This window comes from Parachlamydiales bacterium, assembly GCA_041671045.1.
Taxonomy (GTDB): domain Bacteria; phylum Chlamydiota; class Chlamydiia; order Chlamydiales; family JABDDJ01; genus JABDDJ01.
Genome location: JBAZCF010000003.1, coordinates 63,060 through 90,047 on the forward strand (window position 1 = coordinate 63,060; position 26,988 = coordinate 90,047).

At 42.1% G+C, this 26,988-nt stretch carries 21 protein-coding genes; 10 read left to right on the forward strand and 11 right to left on the reverse strand.

Annotated elements, in window-relative coordinates; translation table 11 throughout:
• Positions 1-36: 36 nt before the first annotated feature.
• From WC222_04850 to WC222_04860, 3 genes are all read left to right on the forward strand, one after another.
• Positions 37-1,068, forward strand: coding sequence for a collagen-binding domain-containing protein (locus WC222_04850; GenBank protein MFA6915704.1), 1,032 nt, complete (start codon positions 37-39; stop codon positions 1,066-1,068).
• A gap of 91 nt (positions 1,069-1,159) precedes the next feature.
• Positions 1,160-2,653: a hypothetical protein gene (locus WC222_04855; GenBank protein MFA6915705.1), complete on the forward strand. Its 1,494-nt coding sequence runs from the start codon at positions 1,160-1,162 to the stop codon at positions 2,651-2,653.
• Positions 2,654-2,822: 169 nt separating this feature from the next.
• On the forward strand, positions 2,823-3,941 hold the full coding sequence (locus WC222_04860) for a DUF4116 domain-containing protein (protein ID MFA6915706.1): 1,119 nt from the start codon (positions 2,823-2,825) through the stop codon (positions 3,939-3,941).
• Here the strand turns inward: WC222_04860 and WC222_04865 are convergent.
• The 9 genes from WC222_04865 to queD form a co-directional block, all read right to left on the reverse strand.
• Positions 3,938-4,360 (reverse strand): hypothetical protein, encoded by a 423-nt coding sequence (locus WC222_04865; protein ID MFA6915707.1) that lies wholly within the window; start codon positions 4,358-4,360, stop codon positions 3,938-3,940. The two genes, WC222_04860 and WC222_04865, sit on opposite strands and share 4 nt — an antisense overlap.
• Before the next feature lie 28 nt (positions 4,361-4,388).
• Complete coding sequence (locus WC222_04870) at positions 4,389-4,673, reverse strand: hypothetical protein (protein MFA6915708.1); 285 nt, start codon at positions 4,671-4,673, stop codon at positions 4,389-4,391.
• Positions 4,674-4,688: 15 nt separating this feature from the next.
• The gene (locus WC222_04875) at positions 4,689-5,627 is read right to left on the reverse strand and encodes a bifunctional riboflavin kinase/FAD synthetase (GenBank protein MFA6915709.1); all 939 of its coding nucleotides are present in this window, start codon (positions 5,625-5,627) and stop codon (positions 4,689-4,691) included.
• Positions 5,628-5,685: 58 nt separating this feature from the next.
• Entirely contained in the window at positions 5,686-6,393 is a 708-nt protein-coding gene (gene truB, locus WC222_04880) for a tRNA pseudouridine(55) synthase TruB (protein ID MFA6915710.1), read from the reverse strand.
• Positions 6,394-6,402: 9 nt separating this feature from the next.
• Positions 6,403-6,783, reverse strand: coding sequence for a 30S ribosome-binding factor RbfA (rbfA, locus tag WC222_04885; GenBank protein MFA6915711.1), 381 nt, complete (start codon positions 6,781-6,783; stop codon positions 6,403-6,405).
• 45 nt (positions 6,784-6,828) lie between these two features.
• Positions 6,829-9,798 carry a translation initiation factor IF-2 gene (gene infB / locus WC222_04890; GenBank protein ID MFA6915712.1) on the reverse strand — a complete coding sequence of 990 codons (2,970 nt, stop codon included), beginning with the start codon at positions 9,796-9,798 and terminating at the stop codon, positions 6,829-6,831.
• 3 nt (positions 9,799-9,801) lie between these two features.
• Positions 9,802-11,079 carry a transcription termination factor NusA gene (gene nusA / locus WC222_04895; protein MFA6915713.1) on the reverse strand — a complete coding sequence of 426 codons (1,278 nt, stop codon included), beginning with the start codon at positions 11,077-11,079 and terminating at the stop codon, positions 9,802-9,804.
• A gap of 193 nt (positions 11,080-11,272) precedes the next feature.
• Positions 11,273-13,039: a 30S ribosomal protein S1 gene (gene rpsA, locus WC222_04900; GenBank protein ID MFA6915714.1), complete on the reverse strand. Its 1,767-nt coding sequence runs from the start codon at positions 13,037-13,039 to the stop codon at positions 11,273-11,275.
• Between the two features lie 101 nt (positions 13,040-13,140).
• Complete coding sequence (gene queD, locus WC222_04905; GenBank protein MFA6915715.1) at positions 13,141-13,512, reverse strand: 6-carboxytetrahydropterin synthase QueD; 372 nt, start codon at positions 13,510-13,512, stop codon at positions 13,141-13,143.
• Between the two features lie 157 nt (positions 13,513-13,669).
• On the opposite strand from queD, the gene WC222_04910 reads away from it, so the two are divergent.
• Both WC222_04910 and WC222_04915 read left to right on the forward strand, forming a co-directional pair.
• Positions 13,670-14,482 carry an aspartate kinase gene (locus WC222_04910; protein ID MFA6915716.1) on the forward strand — a complete coding sequence of 271 codons (813 nt, stop codon included), beginning with the start codon at positions 13,670-13,672 and terminating at the stop codon, positions 14,480-14,482.
• A complete protein-coding gene (locus WC222_04915; protein ID MFA6915717.1) occupies positions 14,475-16,418 on the forward strand; it encodes a hypothetical protein in 1,944 nt (647 codons plus the stop codon). Before WC222_04910 ends, WC222_04915 begins: the two co-directional genes overlap by 8 nt.
• 38 nt (positions 16,419-16,456) lie before the next feature.
• On the opposite strand, the gene WC222_04920 is transcribed toward WC222_04915, so the two are convergent.
• Positions 16,457-17,635 carry a branched-chain amino acid transport system II carrier protein gene (locus WC222_04920; GenBank protein MFA6915718.1) on the reverse strand — a complete coding sequence of 393 codons (1,179 nt, stop codon included), beginning with the start codon at positions 17,633-17,635 and terminating at the stop codon, positions 16,457-16,459.
• 93 nt (positions 17,636-17,728) lie between these two features.
• On the opposite strand from WC222_04920, the gene murF reads away from it, so the two are divergent.
• Genes murF through WC222_04945 form a run of 5 tightly spaced genes read left to right on the forward strand, consistent with a single transcriptional unit; the run spans position 17,729 to position 23,479 of the window.
• On the forward strand, positions 17,729-19,075 hold the full coding sequence (gene murF, locus WC222_04925) for a UDP-N-acetylmuramoyl-tripeptide--D-alanyl-D-alanine ligase (protein MFA6915719.1): 1,347 nt from the start codon (positions 17,729-17,731) through the stop codon (positions 19,073-19,075).
• An 11-nt stretch (positions 19,076-19,086) separates the two neighbouring features.
• Complete coding sequence (mraY, locus tag WC222_04930; GenBank protein ID MFA6915720.1) at positions 19,087-20,337, forward strand: phospho-N-acetylmuramoyl-pentapeptide-transferase; 1,251 nt, start codon at positions 19,087-19,089, stop codon at positions 20,335-20,337.
• 2 nt (positions 20,338-20,339) lie between these two features.
• Positions 20,340-21,623, forward strand: a complete 1,284-nt coding sequence (gene murD / locus WC222_04935; GenBank protein MFA6915721.1) for a UDP-N-acetylmuramoyl-L-alanine--D-glutamate ligase — start codon at positions 20,340-20,342, stop codon at positions 21,621-21,623.
• Between the two features lie 15 nt (positions 21,624-21,638).
• A complete protein-coding gene (locus WC222_04940) occupies positions 21,639-22,364 on the forward strand; it encodes a LysM peptidoglycan-binding domain-containing protein (GenBank protein ID MFA6915722.1) in 726 nt (241 codons plus the stop codon).
• 14 nt (positions 22,365-22,378) lie between these two features.
• Positions 22,379-23,479 carry a putative peptidoglycan glycosyltransferase FtsW gene (locus tag WC222_04945; protein MFA6915723.1) on the forward strand — a complete coding sequence of 367 codons (1,101 nt, stop codon included), beginning with the start codon at positions 22,379-22,381 and terminating at the stop codon, positions 23,477-23,479.
• Positions 23,480-23,683: 204 nt separating this feature from the next.
• On the opposite strand, the gene WC222_04950 is transcribed toward WC222_04945, so the two are convergent.
• Complete coding sequence (locus tag WC222_04950) at positions 23,684-26,983, reverse strand: hypothetical protein (GenBank protein ID MFA6915724.1); 3,300 nt, start codon at positions 26,981-26,983, stop codon at positions 23,684-23,686.
• Between the last annotated feature and the right edge of the window lie 5 nt (positions 26,984-26,988).

Sequence of the window (26,988 nt, forward strand, 5' to 3'; positions counted from 1 at the left end):
TATAATGAAGTTAACGTCTTAAAGAGAGGCTAATATATGTCTCATAAAATTATTGCCTTATTGTCTGCCCTTCTATTCTCCTTCGCACCTGTCAATGCAGACTTCTCTCCCTGGCTATTTAACGTGTACGCTATAGATTCCATAGGTACTCCAGCCCAAGCTTACGGATCTTCTATTCAAGGAATTGTAGGGGCAGGTAACAATGCTTATTTCAATGGAGCTAGCATACATTCCAATGCCGGAGCGGGACCAGGCACAGCCTATTCTTTATATACAGGTGGAAAAGCCGTTTGGACTAGCGGAAACGTTCAAAATGGTGGGATAGATGCCGGAGGAAATGTTACGATCAGTTCTACATCTGTGAATGGAAATATATCTAGCGGTGGGAAGCTAACAGGGACCAGCGGTAATATTTCCGGAAATGTAACCCTTGCACAGACTAACCAGGCCAGCCCTTCATTAACTATTAGCGGAACGCTTCAAGAAAACACACCTTATACCCCATCAATTAATTTATCTGCTGTTTCAGCCTTCTTTCAAAATGCCAGCTCTACTTGGGCTGCAATGAGTACTAATGTTTTAGCTGTCAATAACTTTGGCCAATTACTTGTTACAGTGTTAACTCCCGGTATGAACTTCCTTAATCTTACAGCGGCACAGTTCAACTCTTATTGGGGAATGAATTTTATCGGAACAAATGCTTCCAATTTGGTAATAAACATCACAGATACTAATTTTAGCGGAACCTTGAATAATTTAGTCTACTCCTTTACCGGGGGAATGACTTCAAGCAATCTATTAGTCAACGCTAATTCCGCCACCAATATCCTCATCAGCGGACAGAATGCCAGTTTACTGGCACCGAACGCTTTGATTACATTTCCTAGCGGTCAAGTTACAGGTAACTTAGTAGCAAACAACCTAAGAGGAGCCGGTTCAGTCGTGTCAGGATCTTTTAGCGGATTTGCAAGCATTGCCGTACCTGAACCCTCTACATACTTGATTTTAGGAAGCATGTTACTGATTTGTATATATGCCGCTAGAAGGAAAATTAATATTACCGCATAGTGGTAAAAAGCGACCATAAGGATAAATAAGTTTTATTTTTTCGACGTGTGATAACATATTTCGAAAAGTAAAACTTATTTTTTTTGTACCCATGCAAACACCTTCCTTACTTCCTCCAGAGTTAGAAAAATATTGTGCCGTAAAGGATGAGACAAGCCTTTTTAATGGCTTGAAGGATAATCTTCCCGATTTAATAAAGTTTTTTATTTCTTCTTTGGATGATCATACTTGGGTGGATGCCCATCCCACTTTTTTCTCAAAAACAATTGAAGTCCTTACGCGCCGTTTCTTCAGACAGCGGATTCTCCCTGAAACAGCATCCATTATTGCAGCGGCGATACGCAGCCAGTGGAAATTGCTTAAGGAGAACGTTATCAATGATTTGACGGTTGCCTTTCAAGGCGAGGAATTCCAAGTAAACTCGTTGTTATTTGTTTCTGATAGTGCATTTCTCAGACAAATAGTTTTGAATGAATGTGTAGATAAAGATAAAAAATTCTTTAAGTTGATCGATCCTCCTTTTGATAAAGAGTTTTTTCTGACCTATCTTACATACTGTCAGGAAGGGAGCTTACCCGATCTTTGGCATAAGAAAGCCGAGGAACTCCTTTCCTTTATGAAGATGGCGGTAAACTGCGAATGCAAGCCCTTAGAACAGTTAGCAGCAGATACCTATAAAAGATATTTAGATAAAAAAAACGTTTTTGAAAGTGCCCTTTTTGCTTATCAATGCCGTTGGAATTGCCTTTTTATCGTATGTGCTGATTATGCCAACACATTGAATTCAGGTATCACATTCCTTTTAGAGAAGCCTGGTTTAGCTGTTGAGGTACATAATTTTCTAGATGATACTCTGAAAATATATAATCTGTTGCAAAATGAAATTTCACACCTTACCTGCAAAGGTGTTCTGGCTGAAAAACAGCCATTAGTTGATTTGGTGGCAGCTAGCCAATATCTCTATTCATTAGATCTCTCGGATGCTACAGATGCAACGTATATTCTTCAGGCCCTATTCCCAAAACTTGAAAACCTAAATATAACACTTTCAGAGTGGTTGAATGCATCCACCCTTGCAAGCGTATTTATAAAGGCTCCAGGATTAACCGATTTGACACTGGCTAAAAATACCCATCTCGACTACAGAGCTTGGGGGCTTTTCAATAAACTGAAAGGATTACGCAGTCTTAATCTATCCGGCTGCCACCAAATTAGAGATGCTGATTTAAGCATTATTCTTCAAGGCTGCTCAAAGCTGCAGGTATTAAACTTAACGGAATGTAATAAGCTCTTAGATCAAGGTTTCTATCTTATTGGGCGTTTCGTAAGGAATATTCAAACGCTTGATCTCTCTCGTTGTCTTCTAACGGATGCAGCCTTAGTCGATATTGGGTTTCGGTGTAAGGTCCTCCAAAAACTAGTTCTACAGCAATGTCCAAACATTTCTGATAAGGGAATCGTCGAAGTGGTTAAACGCTTACAAAACCTGAGAGAACTGGATCTTAAAGGGAGTTCTATCTCACAAGAGGTTAAAATTTGGATAAGCAGAGAGTATTCTTATATAAATCTCATAGATCATGGATAAAAAATCAGAGAGCAAGTCAGATCAGTGATAAGCAAATGAGAAATTGCATGGGTTTTTAAACTAAGAATTCATTAATAACGTCTAATTCACGAGTAGAATTTGAAAAGGATTGCTGTTTAATAATAATTTTATTATAATCTATATAAATAATTTATAATTTATAATAATTATGCCTTTTGAAATAAAGTTTAAAGATAAAACTCTAAGTGCAAACTCCACCCCCTATTCAACCGGGGTCAGACGTCAATACAAAGGGAATGAATATTTTCTCCTTAATATAGATAAAGACCTCAGTTCTATATCAAGGGTTAAAAATCGTAATAGAGCGCTTTGGTTTTTAGTTAAAACTTTAGGTTTTGGCATTTTCTCTAACACCTTTTGGACCTATGCTTCCAGAAGCTGGAATGGAAAGAAATATGTTTCTCAATACTTTAATAAGTTGAATCTGGCGGATATTCTTGAAGTGAATACAAACGAAAATAATAGGCGTAACGCACTTCTTGGCATTAAAATGAAATCTGAGGATGCGCTAAATCCCAAGAATCAAGCATTACAAGGGCTTCAGCCTTACATTGCTCTGGATACTGAAGCGGTAATAACTGCTTTAAAATATGACTTCCATCAAGCAAAATTTCTCCATCATGAGCTTAAAGAAGATAATAGATTCATAATAAAATGCCTTCAAGAGGGTGTTTCCTATGATTTTGCTCAATATCTAGACATTAAAACTCTTTCCGAACATGTTTTTGCTTTAGAACTCATCCAAATACAAGGCTGTATCTTAAAGCATTTTCCAAAGAAGTTTCAAAATGATGATCAGATAGCCGTTTTTGCTATGCAGAATAATGCTAGAGCTTACTTATCCTTGTCGGAGCGTCTGCAAAAAAACGAAGACTTCGCGCTTCAATTTCTTTTGAATTCCCCTGAAAATAACGCTTGTGGGCTACACTCAGAGCTTTTAGCAAGCAAAGAGTTTATGCTCAAAGCCGTGAAGGTGGATGGTAGAGTTATTAAGGCGGCTACACCGTCTCTCAAAGATAATGAAGAACTTGTAAATGCAGCGATGGATGTTAATATCGAATCTTATTTTGAAGCCTCTTCGCGCATCATCAATGAAAAAAAATTTGCCGTTCGGTATATCACTCATAAACCTCAGGATCTTAAGAGATTGCCCAAACTTCTTATCCAGGATCCGGAAATCCAAGCCATCGTAAAGAAAGCTCCTGAGGGCTATAAAATCCTAGGTGAAGCCCTAATTCATTGTAATTTTGGCAGTGAAGAAGTCTAATCTAAATCTGCCCCTGCCTTTTTAAAGTATTCTTTGGCTTCTGAAGCACTTTGAAAACGCAAATCAGGATCCGTTTGAACTAATTTAACTATACCCCATTCAATAGACCTTTCAGGATAGTTTATTTTTGTATCAACCTTGAAAGCTTCAATAAAACGATCATAAATATCTACTTCAGCAGAAAATTCTTTAGTTATAGGGATTTTTTTATGAACACCTTTGAAATTATTGCTTTGAGCTTCAAGTAACCATTTTTCTCGGTTCGTTTCAATTTCAGTTATTAGCTTTAATTTTTGTTCATCATTTAATTCTAATTTTTTTGTTTCACGGCCTCCGGTAACTAACGGATTGCTTTTTGTAATTGTCATTGGAGGATTTCTTAACGTTTCAAATTTCTTTTCAATACGCAGTTTTAACATTAGATCTTTAAAAAGTGTATCGTATTGATCATCTTTGTTTAATATCCGGTGAGCTAAGTGTTTTTAATTGAATGTAAACATCTCTAGTTTTTCCGCCCTTATCAATTACATGGATTTTTTTAAAGCCACTTGTCCCGGAAGATAGGTTTTCTTCAATTTCTGGTGTCTTTTCCAATTCTTTCTTTGAAATCGTTTTTGCTTTCAAAATAACTACATTATTACTGTTGGTGATGACTAATTCGTTTTTTTTATGGTTTTTCTTAAAATCAAAGGAATCTTTTGAGCCGGGAGGAGCATCTGATATTCTAGTCAAGGCAAGTATCTTGTGTCACAGCTCTGTAATAGCAGAATGTACGTCTTTCTTAAGCTGAGCCTGCAAATGTGGTAATCCATCAAAACGCATTTCGGGTCTGAGATATCTTTTAAAGACAACTTCTAGCACTTTGCCATAAAGATCGCCATCATAATGAGGAATATGCACTTCAAGCAATAACTCTCGCAGTGTATTTACTGTAGGAGCAACACCTAAATTAGCGACGGCCTGCCTTTTATGTCCTTCCCAGATAACATCCACAGCCCAAACACCTGGCGGGGGAGTAACAATGTTATGTACTAAAAGATTAGCGGTAGGAAATCCTATTGTCCTTCCAAGTTTTTTCCCCGTGATAACATGTCCTGCAATACTGTAAGGGCGTCCAAGTAAAGCAGAGGCATTATTCAGGTCGCCTGCGCGAATTAAATCCCTTATTGCCGTACTTGAAACCTTCTCGTTGTCCAGTGAATACGCAGGCATGTACTCTAAGATGAAATTGAAACGCTTACTTAAAGTTTTTAGATGCTCCTCATCGCCGGAGCGGTTTTTACCAAGGCGTCCGTCGTATCCCATGTTCAGATAGCTAAAGGGGCAGATGTTTTTAATATGCGCTAAGAATTGTTCTGCTGTTTGATTGGCGAAGCTATGATTGAAGGTGAAAAGCAGGATGTAATCGACACCAAACTGTTCCAATAATGAAAGGCGCTGATTAGAGGTATATATCAGCGGAGTGGGTTCGTTAGGGCGCAGTGCTAGCGAGGGGTGATTATCGTAAGTAATGAGGGCTGCGGGGCAGTGCCGTGCTTTGGCGACATCTTTTACCCGTTCAATCAGGGCCCTATGCCCTAAATGCACACCATCGAACATGCCGATGGCTACAGCTAAGTCTTGTGATAGATGAAGCGGCGTACTCGGATTGTGGATGATGGTCATACGTGTCTTAGTTATAGTCAAGCTGCTGCATACCTTCATAGAATAGAGTATTCAGATATTTATCAGCTAGTCTAAGATATTATGTCGTCATTGCGGGTAAAAGATGGCTTTTTAGTTCTTCTAGGGTCACTTCACCACTTTTCAACTTGGCACCATCTAAGCTATTATCAAGATTGAATGCGCCGCTTCTAATGCGACGTAGTTGAATGAGATGTGCTCCGCATTGAAGTTTCTGCCCAAGATCATAGGCTAAAGAGCGTATGTAAGTGCCTTTTGAGCATTCTATACGCAATCTTAAATGGGGGTAGGCATACTCAAGTAACTCCACGGTCATATTCACTTGAACCGGTGTACGTTCTATTGTCACCCCTTGTCTAGCTAGGTGATACAATTTCTGGCCTTTGACTTTTTTGGCAGAAAACATAGGTGGAATTTGCTGCTGTACACCCTGGAATGTCAGTAATGCGTCATTAATATCACTCAAAGAGGGGACGTGATCAGACTGCCTTGTGATATTACCATCCACATCATAGGAGTCTGTCTCAATCCCTAAATGCAGGGTTGTTTCATAGACCTTGTCCATTGCAGTATATTGATCGCACAAACGTGTGAAGTCACGACCGATCATCAATACCATAACGCCGGTAGCAAAAGGATCCAGCGTGCCTGCATGGCCGATTTTTTTAACACCTGTTACACGACGGCAACAGGCAACTAGAGTAAACGAGGTGATTCCAGCCGGTTTATCAACGACCAAAATTCCCTGTGCGGGTTGTTCAATATTCAAGATAAAATCTTATTCCTGCGGTTCTGCTTCTTCTCTTGCGCGTCTTTCGTCACTGATTTTATTCATCAGTTGGGCCATGCGCATTTGTTTTTCTACAGAATCGTCTAGATGAAAAGTAAGGGAGGGGAAATAGCGCATCACGACTTTTTTAGAAGCGTGGACAGCAATGAATCCAGCAGCACTTTGTAATGCGTGGATGGTGTTTTCTTTTTCAACAGTAGAGCCGATGACACTGATATAGACTTTTGCGTAATGCAGGTCTTTTGTAATGTCTACACGGGTAACAGTCATAAGTTCATTGACATATGGATTTTTTACATCGCGTCGAATGACTTCATCGATGACTTCTTTGAGTAACGAATTTAATCGGTCTGTGCGTTTTACTGGCATAATCTTGTGTCTATTTAAGGCGGAGAGTTTCCTCTCCGCCAAAGCTTATAATTCTTGTAGTTTATAAATCATCTCGTAGGATTCGATCACATCGCCTTCCTGCGCATCATTATAGCCGTTTAAGACTACACCGCATTCAAAGCCCTTTTGGACTTCGCGTACGTCGTCTTTACCGCGGCGAAGAGAAGAGATAGTTCCTTTCCAGATGATATCTTTTCCACGGCGTAAGCGAACAAGGTTGGAACGGTGGATAGAGCCTTCCGACACTTGGCAACCAGCGATGACGCCATGTTGTGAGGATTTGAAGATAGCTTTAACTTCAACTTGGCCTTTCTCATTTTCTTCTGCAATTTTATCTAACATGCCGGTCATCAGCTCTTTAGCTTGATCGATAGCGTGGTAGATGATGTCATGCAGGTAAACACGGATTCCGTATTGTTTAATGAGGGCTTCTGCGTGTGCTTCAATCTGGGTATGGAAGCCCAAGATGGCAGCTTTAGATGTATCTGCCATGAGAACATCGGATTCTGAAATTTCGCCTACACCGGACATGATGATGTTTAGATCGACTTTGTCAGAATGAATTTTCTCTAATGCAGTGCGTAAAGCTTCTAAAGAGCCTTGAACGTCAGCACGTACAATCAAATTGAGTATTTTCTTGCCGGCTTCGCTAGACTTCAGGAGCATACTTTCCATCGTCATCTTTCTGCCTTGCTGCATTCTCTTCTGCGTTAGGCCTTGCGAACGTGCTTCAGCGATTTCGCGAGCTTCCTTCTCGGATTTAACGACGATGAATTCTTCGCCGGCATCAGGAAGTCCCGAAAGACCAGTGATCTCGACAGGAGTAGATGGTCCAGCTGTTTCCAGTTCTTTACCGAACTCGTTGCGCATCGTTTTGACGCGTCCCCAGTGTTGGCTGAAGACAACGGCGTCGCCGCGGTGCAATGTTCCGTTTTGGACGAGCACAGTAGTAACGTTACCCATTCCTTTGTGCAATTCAGACTCTAGAACGGTGCCGCGTGCACGCATTTCCGGTATGGCTTTTAGTTCGAGGACTTCAGCTTGCAAAGCTAACATTTCAAGAAGTGCGTTAATACCTTCACCTGTAACAGCAGAGCAGTTAATCGTGATGGTTTGGCCGCCCCAAGCTTCAGGCAGAAGGTTTTGTTCTGCCAACTGTCTGTAGACAGTTTCCGTATTATAGTTAGGCTTATCGGATTTGTTGATAGCAACGACAATAGTTACGCCGGCAGTTTTGGCATGTTGAATCGCTTCAATCGTTTGTTGACGGATTCCTTCATCGCCTGCGACAACGAGAACGACGATATCGGTAACATCTGCACCCCTTGCTCGCATGGCGGAGAAGGCTTCGTGACCGGGAGTATCAAGAATAGCGATGTCACCCACAGCAGTACTGCAGCGGAAGGCGCCGATATGCTGGGTAATAGCTCCTGCTTCACCGGCAACGCGGTTACTTTTACGGATTGCATCGATGAGGCTGGTTTTGCCGTGGTCGACGTGACCCATGAAAGCAACGATGGGGGCGCGAGTTAGGAGAGTTTCACCTTCTTGGCGTTCAGCGATTTCGTCACGTATTGATTTATCGGTGATACGGATACGTTCTTCTTCACGACGGTCAACAGTGATTTCGCATCCAAATTCTTGTCCTAAAAGTTGGATGGTCGTTTCATCTTCGAGAAGATCGTTGAGTGTAACAGCCACACCTTGCATGAATAATTTAGCAATAAGCTGAGAAGCTTTTAGCTTCATATCAGAAGCAAGGTCTTTGACTGTGATTGGAAGACGTACAACAAGGGTAGTTGGACGTTGAGTTGTGTCCTCGATAAGCTTACGACCTTTGGCTTTCTTCTTACGCCAGCCTTGACCCTCTTCATCGGCTCTTAGGCCGTGGCGGTCTCTGGCATCAAAGGAGCGTTGAACATCAGGCAGTTTACGAGCAGGTTTAACGTCACGGAACTCTTTTGCTTTAGGTCCTTTGGCAACCTTTCCTGCCTCATCTGCATCTCTGAAGGCAATAGACATAGTTGTCGTATCGTCTTTAGCGCGAGGACGTCTTCTTTCTTTATCTTGAGCTGGAGGAGCGCCTGCACCGGCTTGAGGAGCTTGGGGCCTAGGTCCCATTGGGCCTCTTGGAGGTCCACGGTCATCACCTTGACGTGGCGGTCTGCTATCTTGTCCCGGACGAGGTGTTCTAGGCCTAGGAGGCGGAACCAAATCTTTAACGTGTCTACCGGTGGGTCCTAACTTTTCGTAAGGGCCTGCTGGGCGACGTGATTCGGAATATCTGATGTTATCTTGTTTCTGGCTTTCCGTTTGGGGGAAAGGTGCGTTATGTTTTGGCCCATCCTGATATCTTTGTGGAGGTCTTGGATGAGAATGAGTCGAAGCATGGTGCTGAGGTGTGTATTCAGAACGGGGAGGTCTTTCAGCTTGTCTTTCAATGGGTCGCTTAGGTTCTTCCTGAGGAGCTTTTACGGGCTCTTCTTTCTGTACAGCGGCCTCTGCCTTGGGTTCCTCTTCCTGAGCTTGTGCAGGTGGTGGAGTTGGAGTGGGTTTCGGTTTGTACTGAGCATTAGGAAGAGGCTCGGGAGTCATAGGTCCTGAGGACATGTCCATTTCATCGCCAAAGATTTGGCGTCTGAGTTCAGCATTTGATTTGGGTCTAGCAGTATCTGCATCGGCTTCAGCTTGCAGGAAATTTTCTTTACGCAAAGGTGTTCCTGTCTCCGCTTTAAGATTTTCCACGGGTGGGGTAGCAGAAGTTGAAGCTGCAGGTTCGGCAAAAGCTGAGCGTGATCTGGCTTTTATACGAGGGGCTTCTTCTTTGGGTTGACTTTCTGAAGAGGAGGCGTCCGCATTTTTGGCGTTTGCGCTAGGTGCTTGAGAAGCATCCGAAGATGAACCTTTTTTAGCTAGCTTTCCTTTGATGTTGCCCAGGTTGACTGCTTGTGCAAGCTGCTCGTTTTTAATGTTTAATTTCAAATTTTTAGCCAACGCTTAGATCCTCTTTTTACGGATTTTTTCTAGGATTTTGTCCGCAAGTTCTAACGAGATGCCGGGAATAGCGGCAAGCTTTTCAGGTGTTGCACGTAAGAAATCGCGGAGTGTTTTATAGCCATGGTCAAAGAGAGTTTCAAAAATTAGAGGTTTAACGCCTTCAATCCCTGTGAGTTCTGTATCGAGGTCTTCAGCCTCTCCTTCTTTTTCCATGTCATCATGTTGTTTAGCCATCTCTTGATGGTATTCGCTCATCCGCTTGACTTCTACATCCCATCCTAGAAGTTGGCTATTGAGGCGGGCATTCATGCCGCGTTTGCCGATTGCTGCGGCGAAATCGTCATCTTCTACAACGATGGAGATAGAGTTATCTTCTTCGTTGACGCTGATTTTACGCATCTCTATAGGGGAGAGGGCATTTTGGAGTAGTTCAACTGGATCTGTCGAAAAGGGGATGATGTCGATTTTTTCATTGTTGAGCTCTCTAACGATATTTTTTACGCGGGTTCCGCGCATTCCCACACAAGCGCCGACAGGGTCGACTTTGGGGTTTTCTGAATGCACTGATAACTTAGTGCGGTAGCCTGGTTCGCGGACGATTTTATCGATAACGACGGTACCGTCTTCGATTTCGGGAACTTCGTGCGCTAATAGGGCTTTTACAAATTCTGCATGGCTGCGAGTGAGGATGACTTCGGCACCGCCGTTTTCGGTGTCAACCACATCTAATAGCAGTGCAAGGACTTTGTCGCCGACTTGATAACTTTCGGTGCGTGGGTAGTTACGCATCGGAAGGATAGCTTCCACTTTGCCAAGATCGACGATAAGGCTTGTGCCGCGAACAAAACGTTTTACTGTACCGGAGATTAGTTCTCCAATGCGGTGTCGGTATTCTTCATATATAACATCGCGTTCTGCACCGCGAAGTTTACGTGTGATGATTTGGCGGGCTTTTTGAGCGGCTATGCGTCCAAAATCTCCGGCTTTGACCATTACGTCGATGAATTGACCGAGTTGGCACTCGGGGTCGATGACGCGAGCGTCTTCGAGAGATATTTCGAGAGTAGGGATTTCTACTTCTTCTACAATTTCTTTTTCGCTGTATACATCGATGCTGCCCGTTTTAGGATGGATAGTAACGGTTACATTGGAGGCCCCATTGATGCTTTTTCGTGCAGCTGCTTGTAAGGATTCTTCGATAGCAGCAATCACTATCTCACGCTTGATCCCTTTCTCGCGTTCTAGATATTCAAAGATGGCGATCAACTCTTTGTTCATGAAAACTTAACTCCTAAACACTTCTTGAGGAGTATCCTCGAAGGAAATGGTGTAAGGCCGCACTATTACGGCAGAAATCGTCTAACAGCAATACTATATAATGCTCTTACATTGAATTGAATTTAGGAGTCCTAGATTTAATCAATGTATGGTAGGAGTTGCGCCTATTAGGCGCAACTCGCTAGACCCTTATTTATTGGTCGTCTTCTTCTTCATCTTCTTGATGTTGGCGCTTACCTTTTTTGTGCTCTTTATCATCTTTTGAAGGACGGGCACTGGTAATGTCAATATCATCGCGGCTGAACTGGTTTTTCTCTACTAAGTACTCTTTTATTGAGAGGGCGATTTTTTTGTGCTCTGGGTCAAGTTTAATGACTTTAGCAGTAATTTCTTCGCCTTTGGAGACTACGTCTTCTACTTTACCGAAAGCTTGGTCAGATAATTCAGTGACGTGGATAAGTCCTTCTAGTCCGCAGTCAAGTTCTACAAAAGCACCGAAAGCGGTGATTTTAGAAACTATACCTTTCACTAGAGAACCGATAGGCATGATCTTCTCAATGTTAGCCCAAGGATTATTACTTAGCTGTTTTACACCTAATGTAATTTTTTTGCTTTCCTTGTCAACAGAAAGAATAACCGCTTCCACGACGTCGCCTTTTTTCAGCAATTCGGAAGGATGGGATACTTTTTTGATCCAGCTTAGGTCGGAGATATGGATAAGACCTTCAACGCCTGGCTCTAGTTCAACGAAAGCGCCGTAGTTTGTCAGGTTGCGGATTTCCGCTTTTACGCTGCTGCCTACTGGGTATTTCGCTTCTACATCATCCCAAGGATTATGTTCAGTTTGTTTGATGCCTAGAGAGATCTTGCCTTCTTCTTTCTGTACTTGAAGAACGATGGCTTCGATATCTTCACCTTTCTTCACGATTTCGCTTGGGTCAGTGATATTTTTTACCCATGACATTTCTGAAACGTGGATAAGGCCTTCGATACCGGGCTCGAGTTCAATAAATGCGCCATAAGGGAGAAGGTTGACGATCTTACCATGAACACGAGTACCTGGTGGGTAACGTTTTTCGATTTCGTCCCAAGGATTGCTATCTTTTTGTTTTAGTCCTAAAGCTACGCGGCCTTTATCGCGGTCGACATTAAGGATGATGACTTCGAGTTTTTGGCCAAGTTGGACCATCTCGGAAGGATGTTTAATTCTCTTCCATGTCATATCTGTAATGTGGAGCAAGCCATCGATACCGTCGAGGTCAAGGAACACACCGAAGTCAGTAATGTTTTTGACGACGCCTTCGCGTTTGTCGCCTTCTTTGATAGTCTGAAGTAGCTCTGCTTTGCGGGAAATGCGCTCGGCTTCAAGCAGTTCGCGGCGGGAAACGACGACGTTTTTGCGTTCGATATTGATCTTAAGAATTTTGAATTCAAAAGTTTTGTCGATGTATTCGTCAAGGTTCTTAATACGCTTGTTGTCAATTTGAGAGCCTGGCAAGAATGCTTCCATGCCTATGTCGACCATTAAGCCGCCTTTGACTTTACGGAGGACGCGACCTTTAACGATAGATCCTTCTTCGCAATGCTGTAGGATATATTCCCACTGACGTAAGCGTTCTGCTTTTTCACGGGATAGGACGATTTGGCCGTTATCGTCTTCGGGCTGGTCGAGAAGGACTTCCACTTCACCGTCTAGAACTAGCTGAGAAGGATCGGAAAATTGCTCAATAGGTACTATGCCTTCAGATTTCAAGCCTACGTCTACAACGACGTGGTCCTTGGTGATTTCGACAATTTTACCCTTGAGTATGGACCCTGGAGCTAATACTGCGTTTTCAGATTCGACGGAACTGTTATCACTTTTGAGAAGATTTTTGAATAATTGCGCATCTTTTTCTTCGAAGAGCACATCATCCAAGATCTCATCATCGTTCCAGGTATATTTTGACTGTTTTGACATTTAAAGGTTTCTCCTAAATTTTAGGCTAATGGTTATACGATACCAGAACTCTAAGAAAAAGAGCAAGAATTTATCCCAGGCGCGTCTATAGGAATGAAGATTTATGATTTGGGACGATACGTAACTTTGGAAGTTGCTGTTTCGTATAAGGTAATGGCGGATAATAGGGGTAAGGAAGGGGCAAGAAAGTGATAGATCCAACGTGCGATGAATTCAGCGCTGGGGGAATCATTATCTAAACTAACATTCAGCCATTTATGGTCAAAATAGTCATGAATCATCGGTTTGACGATAGATGAAATATCCGAGAAATCCACGAGCATATTTTTCTTGCTTCCGGATGCTATCAACTCTTCACCGCAAAGATGCACAATCAAAATATAGGAATGCCCATGCGGACCACGGCATTTACCGTCGTGAAATTCGAGGGAGTGTCCCGCCTCAAAGCGGAATTCTTTCGTCAGCTCAAACATAGATTAGTAGCATAGCCCATTTGTGCAAAAAAGGGAAGCTTCGAAAAATAGAAGGGCAAGGGTGGTTAGAACGTAATCGAAGGAATTACTGATTTTTTGTTCTTGACACGTAGGAAAACTCCTGCAAGAATCCCGACACAACATACAGCATTTTATCATGAAGCAAAACTCAACACTCGTCATGAAGTTTGGTGGTGCATCTGTCGAAACGTTAACTCATTTTGCGCAGGTTGCAGGACTCATTGCTTCTAAAAAAAATGAATATTCTTCAATTATTGTAGTTGTCAGTGCAATGCAAGGCGTTACTGATAAACTTATTGGAATGGCTCACGCTGTCAATCCCTTTCCACCACGAAGAGAATATGACATGTTGGTGACTGTGGGCGAGAGGATGAGCTGCTCACTCTTGGCGATGGCTCTGGACGTACGCGGCATTCCGGCAATAAGTTTTACAGGTAGCCAGGCGGGGATAATAACAACAGAAGAACACGCAGAAGCAAGAATTTTAGATGTCCGCCCTAACCGCATAGCTCCTGCGCTCAGCGAAGGCAAAGTTATTGTCGTTGCAGGTTTCCAAGGCGTTAGCCGCCAAGGAGCCATTACATCCCTAGGACGTGGTGGATCCGATACCACAGCTGTAGCTTTGGGAGTGGCGTTGAATGCAGATCATATCGAGTTCTATAAAGATGTCCCTGGTTTGTTTAGCGATGATCCTAAAAAGAATGCCTCTGCACAGCATTATCCTGAGCTGGCATTTGATGAAGCTTTGCAGATTATCGCAAGGACTGGAAAAATTTTGCATGCACGTTGCGTGCGGTTAGCAGAAAGAAATAACATTCCTTTGCATGTCATGACATTTCATCAGCAGCAAGACGAGGAGCGAGTTCACAGGACTATCATTTCAAACCGAGGAATACGAATCCACGAGCCCATCTACGAAGACTGTACCGAGCAGGTGACATATGCTTAAGATAAGCGAGCCTGCCATCCTTCATACTAGTGTTACTTCCCCTTACTACCAGAAAGTAGCAGAACACCTTCTCCATACCGTTATACCAGAACACCTGATCTGTCCTCATACCTATGATAAAGATATTCATGAGGACGAAAAAGATGAGTTCGAACAAAATCTTCCAGTATTTCTAGCTAGGGTGGGTGAAAGTCCTGAAGAATTTGTCTCTTTTACACTCCTTTGGAAGAATAAACCCCACGTCTTTAGATTCGTTTTTGAGATGTTGACGAGATGGCTTTGTCCTGGTAAACGTATCAATGTCACGACAGTCTTTGCATCGGATGTAAAGCTGCCCGATCTTTCCCCGCAAGTGCTGACAATTTGTGAAATTACTCTTTTGCCTACTTCTGAACATGAAATGCAAGAGATACGCAATAACCTCCCCCTCATCGAGTCTGAAATCCGTTCCGGAGTAAAATCCCGTTTTATTGCTTGGCGTATTCTTGAAGTGAAGGGGCTGACAACAGATGAAAAGACAGTCATCATCCATGAACAGATTAGCTTCATGCTAAAGAGACAAAACAAATACTTTGACAACGATTTGATCACTGAAATGCAACATATGCTGGTCATGATGAAAGATGATTTCCTCTCTCATCGTGAAAGCCGCTATCTCACTCGCTTAGTTTGTACACAATATCTTTTCAGAAAAGACTTATGCCAAAAAATTGAGGAAGATCCACAACAGCGCTACCTTTACCTTAAGCTATTACGCTGCAGAATGATGGATCCGGAAAATCCGAGGATGGTTTTAGGGATTGTGATCGGCGTCAATTTTATTGGGCAAAATGAGTATTTCAATGAGAAGCACTTGATGAAGGCGATCAACAATTATCTATCTCATGTACTTCCTATAGAAGGCTCTTTTATTTCGCATAGAAGAGGATCTGAACATGTCTGTACAATCTACATGGAAATAGAAAAAGAAGATGGCAGCCTATTTACCGTGCAGGAAATACTCCTTCTTCAGAGAGAGCTTCCATACGATTTAAAAGACCGTATAGAGCATCTAATGCATCCTGTCTTCATGCCGCGTAATGAAGAAGATATCATGCGCAACATACTAAACTTGAGCAGCCAGATAAAGTTCGTCAAAGATATGCCGCAAGTTTCTATCAGTTTTGATGAACAAACACGCGACAGCCTTCTCTTTACTGTGACGGTCGTTCAAGTTAGTATCCCAGGATCTCCAACGATTCAAGATCTGCTGCAAGAAAACACCGCACAGATCTCATACACCCATGAACGCACCAAAATGGTGGGGATGCTGAGGAAAAAATATGCAAAATTTGCCTCCGTCTTTAGGGCAAAACTTAGAAAAAATGCCTTTATTCGCGGCAATGGCTCGCTTGATTTAAATAAGGCACGTCAGCTACTAGTGGAAAAACTGGGGGGGATGCTAGGGAATTTCCGCGACTATAACGGGGGCATGATCTCAAAGCAAAACGAACAGTTGTGCGCATTAAGACAATATTTAGAAGGTAAAACACGCTCTAATGATCTATTGTTGGAAAACTTTTTCTACTCCCTTTCCCCAGTAGTGATGCGCACAGTATTAGATGTAAGGCTGATGGGAGAGCTTTTCTCTTTATTGAATGTGGTCCTTGATGAAAGGCTGTTTAAAACAGGCGTTCCCATATTTAAGTCCGCAGAAACAAAAGACTCCCTTTTACTTATAGTCAGTGCAGACGATGTAAAAACAAAAGATGAGCTGATGCGGTTAATATCGCACTTAAACCACGAAGGGGGAAATATTGCCCATTCATTTGTGCAAGTGTACAATGTCCCTTATCTCTGCTTTGCCTTACTATCCTCCAATGGAGAACAAAGGGAAAGCTTCCTTAAAATGGTCCAGGAATCTCTCCACGCTGAAACTTTTCTGCAGAATGTTTAATCCCGACTTGAGCTAAAGTTTGGTAGAAAACTCGAGCCTCAACCCAAGTAAAGCACAGCGCCATAAATAGCTATTGTTAACGCTAAAGTGCCAAATACAAGGGACTTTACGGGTTTAAAACCAAATAGCTTATAACATAAGTTGGCTGCGCTAAGCACAATCATGGAAGGATAACAGACCTGCAATATAGGCTCTAAAAATTGTGCTATGCCTGTAAAATGTAAAGTAGAAACAAAAAAGGCAATGACGAGCGTGACCAACAGTGAAGGAATATAGCCTATTTTCCCTAATGCCACATCCTTATGTAGAAATTCCGCAAAAACCGATGAAAGCGCCATTGCAGTAGTCAAGGTCGCCAAGGCAACACAAACTGTCGCAATGAATCCTGCATATTGTCCTAGGATATTTCTGGAAAGTACACCGATCATTTCATCCTTAGGTAGAGGTTCTAATAAACTGCCATTATAGGCAGCTATTGCGCTGAATCCTGCATAAACTATAGCCAATAATATAGCACCTAATACGCTGGCTTTAATCGCTACTTTTATTAATGCACTGGAGTCTTGTTTTGAACTCGTCGCATTCAAATCATTTTTTAGGCCCGCGATTACCACTGAAGAAAAGAAGAAAGCGCCTAGAAGGTCCATAGTTTTATACCCTTCATTAAATCCATAGAAAAAGACAGGAAGTGGTGAGAAGGTGCTTTGTGGCATATGCTGTGATTCTAGAAGACCTTTCACTATGATGATAGTCAGAGTCAACAAAAGGAATGGCGTTAATACATAGCCTAAAATGTCCAAGAGTTTGTTCTTTTTATACGTTAAGGAAAAGATAGCGCAACAGGAAATGATACTGAAAACGGGGAGGCTAATACCCGGAAAATACATGTGCGCAGTAGAATAGGCCAAGGTGATGCAACGTGGAATAGCTCCAAATGGGCCTATCAACCCCATAATAATTGCAGATAGCACAAATCCGGGCCAAATACCTAATCGAGCAAAAAACTCTTTATAATCCCCATCATACAAAGTCATAGCTATCAATCCCATAAAGGGGACGCCCACTGCAGTAATTAATAAACCCATAAAAGCGAATGGTATCATCGATTCGGTATGCTGACCCATTGCCAATGGAAAGACTATGTTTCCTGCTCCGAAAAACATCGAGAACATGGCAAAACCAGTTGCAAGGATTATTGTTTGTTGGGGATTACGCATGCTACCTCGAAAAATAGAAAAAATTGATTGCCTTACAACTGCCGAAAATATACCCTAAGCATATTATGCCCCCAATTATTATTTCGCAAGACAATGAAAAAACAAAATATTTACCAACTTACACATTACGGAAGAATTGGAGGCGCCCCTAGATACCAAGATTTCATGGGTGTTGCCTGCGATAGCCGCCTCGTTCAAGCGGGGAATTTATTTGTCGCCATGAAAGGCGCTCAAACCGACGGCCATCAATTTCTCAAAGAAGTTTCTGAGAAGGGTGCGGTAGCAGCTATTGTTCATGACGATTATTCCGGTCCCCACTACGGTTTGACCCTCATTTTTGTTCACGATCCTTTAGATACTCTTCAACAATTAGCACGCGACCTATTGGCCCGCCAACACTCCCGTGTTATTGCTATCACCGGATCTCTAGGTAAAACAACGACAAAAGAATTTTTATTTACTCTCCTTAACGGCAAATATAAAGTCTTGCGCACTCCCGGTAATAATAACTCCCAGATTGGGCTCCCGCTGGCATTATTAAACGGATTAGAAGGGGATGAACAAGTTGTCATTTGCGAAATGGGCATGACGCATGCAGGCAATATCGCCAAATTAGTAAAAATCGCTCCTCCTTACCTCGGCATCATCACTTGCGTTGAACCTGTACATGCCTGTAACTTTTCAGGTATCGAGGGGATCAGCCAGGCCAAAGCAGAGATCTTTTCACATTCTTTAACATCCTTCGGCCTACTCGATAGCTCTGTGGAAGGCCTTAAGAAACTTCACCAACATCACAAACCGAAAATCTTTACTTTTTCCAAAGAGAACAAACACGCAGATTTTATCTTCGACATCTACCCCGACGGAACTCTTGCAATTAAAGGGGTCAATGGTGTAGCTGCAGAATTCCCTCCCATGCATCTGCCTGCAAAACACAACGGATATAACTTTCTAATAGCTGCCGTCGCTGCGTACCTCATCGGGATGTCATGGACAGAAATTGCTCAAAGACAACCCCTGCTTACTCTTCCTGAAAGACGTCTCCAATTTATTGAAAAGAAGGGCATTCTCTTTGTGAATGACTCTTATAATGCCTCTATGGTAGCAGTAAAAGCGGCTTTGGATGCTCTACCCGTCCCCAAAAAACAAGGTAGAACAATCGCAGCCTTAGGCGAAATGCTTGAACTCGGTGATTTGACCGAAAAACATCACCGTGCTGTGGGTGAGCATGCTCTGACCACCGTAGATGAAATATTCTGCCTAGGGGAAGGATGTAAACCTATAGAAGACGTATGGAAAGTAAATAAAAAACCTTGCCATCTCTTTATCGAACGGAATGAGCTCATTGACGCCCTGAGGAAAACTGTTCAGCCCGGCGACGTTGTCTTAGTAAAGGGGTCGCGTTTAAAACAAATGTGGAAAGTGATAGAAGAAATATAGGATGCAAGGGAATGCTTTTCCTACTCATTGAGCTACTTCAAAATCAATTCGGTACAGGGGTATTTTCTATCCTGACCTACACATCAACAAGGATGATACTGGCTGCTGCTACATCGCTTCTGCTTTGTATCAGCCTTGGACCTTGGATGATCAAAAAACTTTACGAACTGAAAATCGGCCAGTCCATTCGTATGGAAGAGTGCCCTCTGCTAGGTCAATTGCATTTCAAAAAAAAGGACACCCCCACGATGGGAGGCCTATTAATCCTGACTGCAATGCTAGTTTCTCTTCTCCTATTTATGGATCCGCGGAGCCCATTTACTCTTATCCTTTTCTGTACAACCCTAGTGTTAGGCGGACTTGGAGCTACTGATGACTATCTGAAGATACGCTATAAAAATACAAAAGGGCTCCCCGCAAAAGCAAAATTAGCCATTCAAGTGGGACTTTCAATCCTGCTTGCTCTGTATTTAGTGTGGCCTGCCATGAGTAATTCGCTTCAAGTAGGCAATTGGTTTATTCCGCCCATTGTGAAGGAACAACCCCTCGTCAGACTAGCAGTAGATACTTCCTACTTAGGAAGCACAGAGCAATGGACCACCATTCAACGCACACTCTCCATACAGGATGTGGCTGCAAGAATATTCATGCCATTCTTTCGCGATCCCCTTATTACTTTCACCGGCATTGGCCTAATTCTGGCTGCTTTATTGATTATTATCGTTGTTACCGGATCCTCCAACGCTGTGAATCTAACGGATGGGCTGGATGGTCTGGCCGCAGGAAATCTTATCCTCGTAGCTTCTTGTCTTGCTATTGTCGCATTTTTTTCCAATAACATCGAGCTAGCACGCTACCTAAATCTGCTCTACATCCAAGGTGCAGGGGAAATAGCTATCTACCTATTTGCACTGTGCGGAGCCTGCCTAGGGTTCCTATGGTATAATGGCCATCCCGCTCAAGTGTTTATGGGCGACACAGGCTCTCTAGCACTTGGTGGTATCATCGGCGTATCTGCCGTGTTAATAGGAAAAGTCCTCTTTCTAGCATTGGTAGGCGGAATTTTTGTTGCAGAAGCAGTATCCGTCATTCTGCAAGTAGGCAGCTATAAATTGCGAAATAAGAAGCGCATCTTCTTATGCGCTCCTCTTCATCACCATTTTGAATATAAGGGATGGCCGGAGACGAAAGTTGTCTTGCGCTTTTGGATTATCGGACTTTTGTTAGCTTTAGGCGGGCTAGCTTCAATAAAACTGGGGTAGGTGTGAAAGGATCTCATTATGTTGTGCTAGGAATGGGTATCAGCGGACGCAGTGCTGCCAAAGCGCTGCTTCATCTTGGCGCTGCAGTAACCGCATACGATAGACGTGCAGAAGCGCTTAAGATCGACCCGGCTATAGCATCCTTAATCCACAGGGGCCTGGAATTATATCAAGATGAAGATCCCTATTTTCCCGCTCATTGCTCTGGGGTCATCCTTTCACCAGGTATCCCGTTAGAGCATTCCATCTGCAAGAAAGCTTTAGAGTTGAAAATAGAAGTTGTAGGTGAAATTGAATTTGCCTGCCGCCATCTTAAAGGCAAATTCATAGGTGTTACCGGTACAAATGGCAAAACAACTGTAACATCCCACATCGTACATACACTTAACTTCTACGGTATCTCAGCAAAAGCCATGGGAAATATTGGCATACCGCTATCAGAACTACTCTGTGAGGATGATAATGTGGACGTGGTAGCGCTGGAGTTAAGTTCCTATCAATTAGAAACAATGAGTACCCCCGTTCTTGATACTGCCATATTTTTAAATCTAACTCCCGACCATCTCGACCGTTATAATGATATGGATGAATATGGCTCTTCCAAAGCTCGCATTGGCCTTTGTCTTAAACCGGGGAGACCCCTGTATATCAGTTCGGAACTCAAACAGAACTATGCCCAGCTTTTTGCTAAAATGCCTTATGACTTATCCGTCTACGACTCTTATTTAACACACTTCGACTCTTCTCTGCCTTTGCACGACCAACAGAATATCGCTGCAGTGTGTGCAATCTGTTCATATTGGAATATTGGCTATAAAAAGGTCCTAGATGCATTTAAAACTTTCAGCAAAGGTGAGCATCGTATAGAATTCGTAGCCTCAGTCAATGGCATTGATTTTTATGATGATAGTAAAGGAACAAACGTAGATGCTGTCATAAAAGCAGTATCCGCAATACCAAAAAAAATCATTTTAATTGCAGGAGGAGTTCCAAAAGGTGCGAAATTCACTTGTTGGAAAAAGCCTTTTAGCGGAAAAGTAAAAGCAGTTTGTGCAATCGGAGAAGCCGCAGGTCAGTTACATCATGAACTCGGCGACGACTACACAGTCAATAGTTATCAGACGTTGGAAGAAGCTGTTAACTCGGCTTTTATGCTAGCGGGGCAGGGTGATGTCATCTTGCTTTCACCGGGTTGCGCAAGTTTTGATATGTTCCGCGATTATGCCCATCGCGGGCAAGTATTTCAGGAGTGTGTACAGCGCCTAAGCTGTAAACATCCATCGTAAAGAAGGAGAAAAACGATGAATCGAAGAGAAGTCATAGCAGTTACCGTCATCATCAATGTGATTTTGCTTTCGGTTTTGTTTTTTATGGCAAATAGGATGGATGTTGATATTGCTGAATCCCCGCAAATAGCTGCAGTACCCCTATATGAGAAATTAATAGAAAACAAAGAAACAGTTGTTCCACAGATCGCAAAAAACCGCAACGTACAGGAAACACCTGTCGATGAAGTGGATACCGTACTTCGCGATTTTGCCGCAGCTGTAGCTGCATCACAGCAACAACAGATTGCAAAAGTGGATGAACCTGTACCCTCATTGCCTCCACAAATCCCTAGCCCACTGCCACCCCCTAGCCCTATTAAGCCGGCAACTTCGGGTAAAAATCAAAATATGATCGAAATCGTCGTCAAAAGAGGGGATTTCCTGCAAAAGATCGCCAATCAAAATGGATCTACCATTGAAGCAATTAAATTGGCTAACAACTTAAAAAATGACCAGCTTAAAGTCGGACAAGTATTGCGGATACCCCTCATTTCAAGGGCCGAGCCAATAGCTCTTGCGTCTCCTAAACCTACGCCTGCTGATGGCGCGGGAACATATCGCGTAAAAAGTGGTGATAGCCCCTGGAAAATTTCTAAACTCTATAATGTAAGCGCTGAAGAGATCCTGCGCTTGAACAATCTGGACGAGAACTCTGCAAAGAACCTGAAACCGGGTGATGTGATTCGCGTTCCTCAATGACCTCATAGGTTGATATGTCACGCGAGCACACACAGATACTGATGTTTGTCAGCGCAATCTTTGCGCTGGGTTTGGTGATGATCTTCAGTACAACATCCGCAGATCTACTCGATCATGAACGGGATGAAGGACTTTATCAACCCCTATTTAAACAAATGTCGTACGCATGTGCAGGGATTTTTTTAGCATGGATCGTTGCTAGAAGAGGACTGGAAAGCTGGCTTCGCTACAGCCCCTTACTTCTTGCCTTCATCAGCATTCTTTTAGTGCTGGTTCTTATACCCGGAGTAGGAAGGGAGGTTAACGGCGCCAAACGTTGGCTTAGCATTGCAGGAATGTCCTTGCAGCCCTCGGAGTTTCTGAAATTCATTATCCCTCTTTATATAGTTCACGCTTTTAGGGAAAAAGAATTTCTCGTCCATTCCTATAAAGAGTGCGCAAGACTATTATCTCCCTTGATCATCCCTTTAGGACTTGTTTTACTCGAACCTAACAACGGTACTGTTGCACTTATTCTCGTCGAAATCATCGTTCTACTTTTTGTTATGGGAGTAAAAAAGCGGATTTGGGCTGCACCCATTCTATTACTCGTCTGTCTCGGAATAGGGGCAGCATTTCTTTTACCCTATGTTTCGGGACGGATAGATGTTTTCTTACATCCTGAAAAAGATCTGTTAGGTCGTGGACATCAACCGTATCAAGCTAAAATTGCAGCAGGATCAGGTGCGCTGTTCGGTAAGGGGCCCGGGAACAGTTGGCAAAAATTAAGTTACCTTCCCGAAGCGCAAAATGACTATATAGCCGCTATCTATGCTGAAGAATATGGATTTGCAGGTATATTACTCCTGATTTCACTGTTTATGGGATTATCATTAACGATGGCTCAGATAGCAATGGGAGCTAAGGACAAAGCAACGTTGTGCGTCTTTGCGGGAGTTATGACGGTGCTTAGCATACAAGCTTTCTTAAATTTAGCTGTGGTATCCGGCTTGGCACCAAGTACAGGCTTAAACCTGCCATTTTTCAGCCAAGGAGGTAGCTCTCTGATGGCCAATCTGGCAGGGTTAGGGCTATTGTTTAGCAGTAAAGAGCACAGAGAGAATAGTTATCTGTAGCATGGTTTGAGAAGTGTTTTATGAACGTAGAGAAGCTTCGCCCGGCATGAAGTTGCTTGTAGCATCGTTTGTGAAGTGTTTTATGAACGCAGAGACGCAAAGATCGCAGAGAAGCTTCGCCCTACATTAGGCTGTCACTAGCACGATTGTTTCGTACCATTCTCACATCGACACGGTCCCCCGCGGGGGGACCCGTGACACTTATCAATAAAACATATAAGTTCCAACTTTTTTAAGAGGCACTTCTAACTTAGCTGCAATTTCATTGGATTTAATACCTTTGATCGAATACCACAAGCCCTTCGCATACTTCTCACGTTCTTCCGGATTTTCTACGATGTCTTCAATTTCATTTGCGATTTCAGCTAATAGTTCTTTTTCAAGCTCTTCTATCCACTTGTTCTGTAAAGAAAATTTTTGAAGTTCGTCATCCTGCATGTCATCCAGAGTTAACTGTGCTAAGGGGGTGTTCCTATCTTCTGTATTATACTGATCTAAGCTTTCAAAATAAATTCTTTGAGCTACTTCACTAAGCGCGCCTGGCAGTTCATCCTTGAATTCAGAATAGATCAATTCAAGTTTGAGTTTATTAAGCTTAACTTTGTGCTGGGGTGAATATTCGCTCAATAATGTACAAGCATGCATCGCTGAATCTTTTGATAGAAGTTCTTCTGCACAATCCCGGGGTATCTTAAGGTAAAAGGCAAGAGTGTTTTTTGCGATAGTTTTTAACTTAGCCTTCACAACATCATCAGAAGCTTTTCTTTTTGTATAGCAGTCTTTGATATAACTTGGATCTTTTTGGATAGAATTTACTTTCTCATCGAAGTACGATTTGACTTCATTTGAGATTGTTTTATAAAGGAACACAAAATATTCATTGGTTTTATATTTTTCTAAGATATCGGTAACAGCATTGCTATCATACTCACCATCATTGAATAGATTTTTCAGGACAGTGTCATGGTATAGGCTTCTGCCTTCTTCCTTAGGTAAGAGATGTAAAACACTATTTTTTGCTGTGTTATTGAATATTGTTAAGAACAAAACTTGTCGAATCTTAATTACATCTTCTTCGAATATATTTTTATATAAACTAGGGAACTTTGCGATTGCATCAAAAACTATTTTGACAAGATCCGATTCTATTTGAATTTTATCTTCACTAAGAATCTGCAAAGTAGAACCTTCATTAACTACTTTTGCAGAAGGAGGACTCTCAATGTTTGAAAACCAGATATTTTCAATCACATCAGTAGGCAGCCCTGTTTTTTGTGTAAGTTTTTCTGTTAATTTAGTCTTGAGTTCAGGTTTCAAAGAGTCTTTTACACCTTCGATTTTTGCTAAATATAAACTTACCCTGCTTGTTTGAATTCTGCTTAAACACTCAATAAATTTAGGGTTTTCTTTGAACTTCTCAAAAGTAGCTTGGAAAAGGCTGTAATCCTCTTCCTCTTTGTCAGAGAACAGCATGCCATCGATAATCAAGGTTTCTTTTTTGTTTGAGAAAGGAGAAAGTATAAAACTGACGGAATTTCTAGCACTTTGAGATGTACTTAGAGCAAAGAGAGTGTCAAAAACACTTTGGCGTTCTTCGCCAAATTCTCCGGTAAAGTCGTCTGAATCAAAACACTTTTTAGCTATCTCTAACGCTTCAGCTTGGAGTGATTCTTTGTTACCGTGGACTAATGATTCTCTATATATTTCATGTGTTGTTTCAATGAGATATTCACTAGTCTCTTTCTTGCTCCTTCTTAGAATGTCTTTAATGCTTTTTTCTTGGTTGAACCATAAGAGAAGTATCGTTTCACGACTTAAATTTGTTTTAGCCTGTAATTTATCTACGAGCAGCTGCCTTAACTTTTGGGGGAATTTGAGTTCGATCTCTTCAATGAGTAAATCATGGATAGATTTCTTGGGTTGATCAAACCAAAATAACCGTAGAGGATTGATGGCTATTCCAGTGATTCTGCTGAGTTGTTCTAGGAACTTCTTTTTGATGACTTCTTTGAGGGAAAGATTCAGGTTTTCGAATAATTCATTTTCTTTTAGAAGCCAGTTGTAAAAACGATTTTTAATCGGATCACTATAGCTGCGGTAGTCAAGGGATTGTAGTGCGCATTCTAGGCTATAAGGCGGCTTTAAATTACTCAAGAACTCTTTCATAGAACCAAATTTGGCTTGAGCATTTCTAAATTCTAGTGTCTCAACTAACCAACTTTCCTGCTGAGTTTTTCTGGGCATAGCATTCACACTCAGAAGATATTTTGATTTTTGTTTTTCAGAAAGTTTGGGTAGGGGGGGAGGCGGTGGCGGACCCTTTTTATCTGTACTAGTAGAAGTTCCAGTTGTTTTTCCAGTAGTATCAGATTCACTTTGCTTATCCACTACTTTTGGTTTTGAGAGCCCATTCTTTTCAGCAGATGCAGACGTTGCAAATTCTGCAAGTCTTTTTGCTGAGTTCGTTAGGACTTGGGTTGCGCCGGCACGTGCAATCAGCTCCGCTAAAACACGCATAGCGTTGTTACGGCCATTTTCGGACAGTTTTGCATCCTCTGAGTAGAAATGGCATTTTCTAAGCAGGATTAGAGCGATATTTTCAATTTGCTGTGTGTTGAATGACGTATCATTTGAAAAATAGGTATAAGTTCCTTTATTGGAGACGATTTCTAGTGATTCGTTTAAAGCTTTGGAACGGTCTGCTAGGAGCTCATTTGCGAGGGAATCGAACTGTTGTGTTACGTTTTCTTCCGAACTGAAGAGTGGTATTAATCCTTCAATTTTAGTTTTCCAGTGGGAAATAGACGGCTCGAATTTTTGATGCGTGCGTAAATTTAGCGCTTCCAATATCTCTAAGGCTTTAGCTTTACATTCTTCAGTAAATAATTCTTGCTTCTCGAGGAACACACATTCGTCGTAAAGTTTTTGTGCAACGCACGCGCTCCTGATTGGAGCAAAATAGTCATAGAAGGATAAGAACAGGGTATTCACAAAAGAAGCAATGCGAAGGTGCCATTTATTGTATTTGGGAAGGGAAGTAAGATCGGATGTGATCCATTTACTGCGGTCTTGTACATCTAGTAGTAGCTGCTCGAATCTGCGTGTTGCGTCTGTAGGATTTGTATTTTGTAGTGACAACTGTTCGATTTTCTTTCTTCGGACTTCAATTTGAGAATTATATTTGCGACCTGTTAAAGAATCTAATTCATCCAGTATGCTGAGAGCATCTTGACTTGCAGTTGAGGAGAGAAGCCGATACTTACTATAAGTGCTGCACTTTTCGTAAATTGCTTCAGCCACTAGAACTGTTTTAACGTGTGAAAGGGGGAAGCTTGTCCCTAAAGTACAAACTGAGGTTAAGTCGCGCCAGGTTGTTCCCCATTTTTCGATAAACTCGAGTTGCGTGGTGAGCCAAAAATTATTATTGGAAGTCTTTTGTCCTCTTAGTTTAACTAATATATTACTAAATTGATTATTTACATCGTAGAAGGTAATATGCGTCATATAGG

Excerpts from the sequence above, each read along its gene's own strand:
- rpsA (MFA6915714.1), bottom strand. The coding sequence starts at position 13,039 with ATGTCAAAACAGTCAAAATATACCTGGAACGATGATGAGATCTTGGAT.
- WC222_04920 (MFA6915718.1), bottom strand. The coding sequence starts at position 17,635 with ATGCGTAATCCCCAACAAACAATAATCCTTGCAACTGGTTTTGCCATG.
- WC222_04855 (MFA6915705.1), top strand. The coding sequence starts at position 1,160 with ATGCAAACACCTTCCTTACTTCCTCCAGAGTTAGAAAAATATTGTGCC.
- WC222_04915 (MFA6915717.1), top strand. The coding sequence starts at position 14,475 with ATGCTTAAGATAAGCGAGCCTGCCATCCTTCATACTAGTGTTACTTCC.
- nusA (MFA6915713.1), bottom strand. The coding sequence starts at position 11,079 with ATGAACAAAGAGTTGATCGCCATCTTTGAATATCTAGAACGCGAGAAA.
- WC222_04950 (MFA6915724.1), bottom strand. The coding sequence starts at position 26,983 with ATGACGCATATTACCTTCTACGATGTAAATAATCAATTTAGTAATATA.
- rbfA (MFA6915711.1), bottom strand. The coding sequence starts at position 6,783 with ATGCCAGTAAAACGCACAGACCGATTAAATTCGTTACTCAAAGAAGTC.
- WC222_04860 (MFA6915706.1), top strand. The coding sequence starts at position 2,823 with ATGCCTTTTGAAATAAAGTTTAAAGATAAAACTCTAAGTGCAAACTCC.
- WC222_04945 (MFA6915723.1), top strand. The coding sequence starts at position 22,379 with ATGTCACGCGAGCACACACAGATACTGATGTTTGTCAGCGCAATCTTT.
- murF (MFA6915719.1), top strand. The coding sequence starts at position 17,729 with ATGAAAAAACAAAATATTTACCAACTTACACATTACGGAAGAATTGGA.
- WC222_04850 (MFA6915704.1), top strand. The coding sequence starts at position 37 with ATGTCTCATAAAATTATTGCCTTATTGTCTGCCCTTCTATTCTCCTTC.
- WC222_04865 (MFA6915707.1), bottom strand. The coding sequence starts at position 4,360 with ATGTTAAAACTGCGTATTGAAAAGAAATTTGAAACGTTAAGAAATCCT.
- mraY (MFA6915720.1), top strand. The coding sequence starts at position 19,087 with ATGCTTTTCCTACTCATTGAGCTACTTCAAAATCAATTCGGTACAGGG.
- WC222_04940 (MFA6915722.1), top strand. The coding sequence starts at position 21,639 with ATGAATCGAAGAGAAGTCATAGCAGTTACCGTCATCATCAATGTGATT.
- queD (MFA6915715.1), bottom strand. The coding sequence starts at position 13,512 with ATGTTTGAGCTGACGAAAGAATTCCGCTTTGAGGCGGGACACTCCCTC.
- WC222_04910 (MFA6915716.1), top strand. The coding sequence starts at position 13,670 with ATGAAGCAAAACTCAACACTCGTCATGAAGTTTGGTGGTGCATCTGTC.